General features: G+C 29.4%; 5 protein-coding genes. 2 read left to right on the top strand and 3 right to left on the bottom strand.

The features are described 5' to 3' along the window. Nucleotides 1–186 precede the first annotated feature (186 nt). Together ACTG3S_RS04740 and ACTG3S_RS04745 are read left to right on the top strand one after the other, a co-directional pair. On the top strand, nt 187–1,206 hold the full coding sequence (locus ACTG3S_RS04740; RefSeq protein ID WP_439128226.1) for a mechanosensitive ion channel family protein: 1,020 nt from the start codon (nt 187–189) through the stop codon (nt 1,204–1,206). Nucleotides 1,207–1,352: 146 nt separating this feature from the next. Next, entirely contained in the window at nt 1,353–1,913 is a 561-nt protein-coding gene (locus tag ACTG3S_RS04745) for a type 1 glutamine amidotransferase domain-containing protein (RefSeq protein WP_439128227.1), read from the top strand. A gap of 49 nt (nt 1,914–1,962) precedes the next feature. On the opposite strand, the gene ACTG3S_RS04750 is transcribed toward ACTG3S_RS04745, so the two are convergent. The 3 genes from ACTG3S_RS04750 to ACTG3S_RS04760 all read right to left on the bottom strand — a co-directional run. Next, entirely contained in the window at nt 1,963–2,457 is a 495-nt protein-coding gene (locus ACTG3S_RS04750; protein ID WP_439128228.1) for a mechanosensitive ion channel domain-containing protein, read from the bottom strand. A 9-nt stretch (nt 2,458–2,466) separates the two neighbouring features. Continuing rightward, nucleotides 2,467–2,976, bottom strand: coding sequence for an acyl-CoA thioesterase (locus tag ACTG3S_RS04755; RefSeq protein WP_439128229.1), 510 nt, complete (start codon nt 2,974–2,976; stop codon nt 2,467–2,469). Between the two features lie 77 nt (nt 2,977–3,053). Further along, nucleotides 3,054–3,727 (bottom strand): SPOR domain-containing protein (locus ACTG3S_RS04760; protein ID WP_439128230.1); only part of this gene is annotated, 674 nt, incomplete at its 5' end.

Raw genomic sequence — 3,727 nt, forward strand, 5'->3', positions numbered from 1 at the left:
ACGATAGAAGAAATTGTAGAACTTTCTAGTTTAAGCAAACAACAAACAACTAGTATGGTACATTCTTTATTAGAAAATGGTTTGCTAACTATAGAAAATGATTGTTATTACACGATTAATATATTTTTATATCGACAAATTACCTCCTTATTAAAAAGTAAAAATGTGATACATTAATATAACAGTATGAAAAAAATAATTATCATATTCCTTTTTATTACGGCTAATTTAATGGCGGTAAATACAAACGAATTTGCAATTTTACGTTTACAATCTTCGGTATTACAGCCAGCAGATTCTGTAAAAGTAGATACTTTAAAAAAACAAGAAACTGTACAAAAAGCAGTTCAAAAAGAACCTGAAAAGGAAGTTAAAAAAGAGGTAAAGGGTACCAAAGCTAAAATTGCAGAAAACCTAAAACCACCTCCAATTTGGGAGTTTTTCTCCGCTGGAAAAATTATTTGGGCACTCATTTTTATCATTATTGGTTATTTTATCATTCGTTTTATAGTTTCTCTTTTAGAAAAATATGCAGAAAAGTTTACTAACCAACGTATTACAATTAAAGGAATCATTCCAATAGTTAAAATATTTGGGTGGATTTTTATCATCGTTTTAATAATTGTGGGTGTCTTTAAACCGCCTGCTGCTACCTTAATAGCTGTATCTGCATCTCTAGGTATTGCAGTTGGTTTTGCATCACAAGACATTATAAAAAATATTTTTGGTGGCGTAATTATTTTATTAGATAGACCATTTACTGTAGGCGATAAAATTGAAGTTGGAAGTCATTATGGTGAAGTGGTAGAAATTGGTTTGCGTTCTATTAGAATTGTAACTGCAGACGATTCTTTGGTAAGTATACCTAATGGCGAATTAATGAATCAATCTGTATCGAATTCTAATACAGGTGAAGCCAATTGCCAAGTGGTTGCAGAAATTTACTTACCTATAACTGTAGATACCAAACTTGTAAGACAATTAGCCAATGAGTCTGCACAAATATCTAAATACATCTACCTAAACAAGCCTATTTATGTATTGTTTTTTAACGAGGTAAAAGAAGGACGTTCTTATTTAAAAATGCGTTTAAAAGCCTATGTAGTAGATATTCGTTACGAGTTTGCATTTAAAAGTGATATGACAGAAATTGTAATAAAACAACTATTAGAGCAAAATATAATAGACCCAAAAGATTTAAGATAGATTTTTTGAATTGATCTTAAAAACCTAAAATTCTCTTAAAATAGTATTTGTGTCAAAATACACATTGATACCACTAACGATGTTTTTGTATGTTTTTTAGTTTTGAAATGATTAAATAATCAAATAATTAATTTAAAAAATATACAATGGAAAACTTAAACAGAAAGACAGTTGCAATTTTAGCAACAAATGGATTTGAAGAAAGCGAATTAAGAGAACCAAAAAAAGCATTAGAAGACGCAGGAGCAGACGTACATATTGTATCCTTAAAATCAGGAGAAATTAAGGGTTGGAGTGATGGGAACTGGAGTAATTCTTATCCTGTAGATAAAACATTAGATCAAGTTTCTCAATCAGACTATAATGCATTAATGCTACCAGGTGGTGTTATCAATCCAGATTTACTACGTAATGATAAAGATGCCGTAGATTTTGTAAGATCTTTTTTTGAAAACCATAAACCAGTTGCAGCAATTTGTCATGCACCTTGGTTACTAGTAGAAGCGGGTGTTTTAGAAGGTAGAGATGTTACTTCTTATAGTTCAATAAAAACTGATATTATAAACGCAGGTGGTAATTGGTTAGACAAAGAGGTTGTTGTAGATGAAGGTTTGGTAACAAGTAGAAATCCAAGTGATTTACCAGCATTTAATGCAAAATTAGTAGAAGAAATTTACGAAGGTAAGCACGAAGAACAAACTGTGTAATTACAATAATATTTATAAAAAAAGCGCAAATTTAATTTGCGCTTTTTTTTTATTTGAATTTTATGTTTTTTTGAAGAATAATTGAGTTTGGTATGGTTATAAACTCATTTTCTGGTGTTTTTAAAGTAATAAAAAATGCACCAATGTCTCTAATTTCTCCAGTTGTATCATAGTCTTTTTCTAAAATAGTAATGGTGTCTCCAATTTTTACAGGGTAGTTTATAAACAAAATAATACCTGCTGTAATGTTAGACAATATAGACCATTGAGCAAAAAATGCAATGCCTAAAATGGTTAAAAAAGAAGAAACATAAATTAATAACTGTTTTTCGTCTACTCCCCAAATAAAAGCTATAACAACAATTATAGTTGCATAAATTAAAACAGTAATTACTTTATTAGTTACTAAAATTCTAGACTTTTGAAATCCAAATTTTATCTGAATTTTTCTTAAAGAATTTGTAATAACTAATCTTATAAGTATTGCTAAAATAACAACAACTAAAGATTCTATAATTTTATGATTATTTAAAAATTCTAGCATTTTTTATTTTTAATTAAATAAAGCTTTTAATTCTGTAGCTTCGTTTGGTTTTAATTTTCCTGCCAAAACTAAACTTAATTGTTTGCGCCTTAAAGCACCCTCATAACGTTCTTTTTCTAGATCTGTTTCAGGTACAATTTGCGGAATTTTAACAGGTTTTCCTGTTTCGTCTACTGCAACAAAGGTGTAAATACCTTCATTCACTTTTGTTTTCGAGAGTGATTGTCTATCTTCAATCCAAACATCTACATAAATTTCCATAGACGTTTTAAAAGCTCTTGATACTTTTGCCTCAACAGAAACTACACTACCAACAGGTACAGATTTGTTAAAAGCAACATGATTTACAGAAGCTGTAACTACAATTCTTCTAGAGTGCCTTCTTGCAGCAATACTACAAGCTCTATCCATTCTTGCCAATAATTCTCCTCCAAAAAGATTGTCTAAATAATTAGTTTCACCAGGTAAAACTAAATCTGTAAGTACGGTTAAGGAATCTTTGGGTGTTTTTGTTTCCATCAAAAAAGTAATTTTTTGTGCAAAGATAACAATCAACCGAAGAAAACCGAACCTAAACCTGATAAAGTAAGCCTAAATTATTTATTACGTTTTATAAGTAACCAAGCATCATTAGAAACAGTTCTTTTAATTTTATTTAAACTGTTGATCGCATCGTTTTTTTCTGCAAAACTATCAAAACAAACCTGTGTTAAGCCCCATTTGTTTAAACCGATAATTTTCGCATTAAAACCTTTCTTTTTTAACTGCGTTACTTTTTTTGCAGCGTTTTCAGGAAATTGAAATGCACCAGCAACTACATAAAATGGTTTTGCAATTTCTTTGCTTACGTTTAATTGTAAAGTTGGTAAAGGATTTTGAATTACAAAAGTGGCAGATTGTAATTTTTTTTCTAAATTTTTCTCCTGCTTTGCAATGGTTTCTTTTTGCTTGTTTTGTTGATAACCATTATAACCTGCAAACCCTAATGTTAATAAAATTGCTGCAGTAGCTGCATATTTTATAAAAGTCGGCACCTCTTTTTTAGTGTTTTGGTGCAATGGTTTTACAGTAGCATTATGTCTTGTAATATTTGATGTTTTAACTGCAGATAAACCAAAAGAGGAAGTTAAATAATTAATTTCTGTTGTTGGTTTAAAAACAATTTTTTTCTCTTCATTTAAAGAAAAAGTACCTAAATTGTTTAATTCTACATTACTGGTTTGTAATTTATTTTGCCAATTAATAACACTTAAAGAGATTGCTGCTGCTG

Source organism: Polaribacter sp., assembly GCF_965656025.1.
GTDB lineage: Bacteria > Bacteroidota > Bacteroidia > Flavobacteriales > Flavobacteriaceae > Polaribacter.

Bases quoted from the DNA above. Each gene is read 5' to 3' on its own strand.
- ACTG3S_RS04740 (WP_439128226.1), top strand. From the start codon at position 187: ATGAAAAAAATAATTATCATATTCCTTTTTATTACGGCTAATTTAATG.
- ACTG3S_RS04745 (WP_439128227.1), top strand. From the start codon at position 1,353: ATGGAAAACTTAAACAGAAAGACAGTTGCAATTTTAGCAACAAATGGA.
- ACTG3S_RS04750 (WP_439128228.1), bottom strand. From the start codon at position 2,457: ATGCTAGAATTTTTAAATAATCATAAAATTATAGAATCTTTAGTTGTT.
- ACTG3S_RS04755 (WP_439128229.1), bottom strand. From the start codon at position 2,976: ATGGAAACAAAAACACCCAAAGATTCCTTAACCGTACTTACAGATTTA.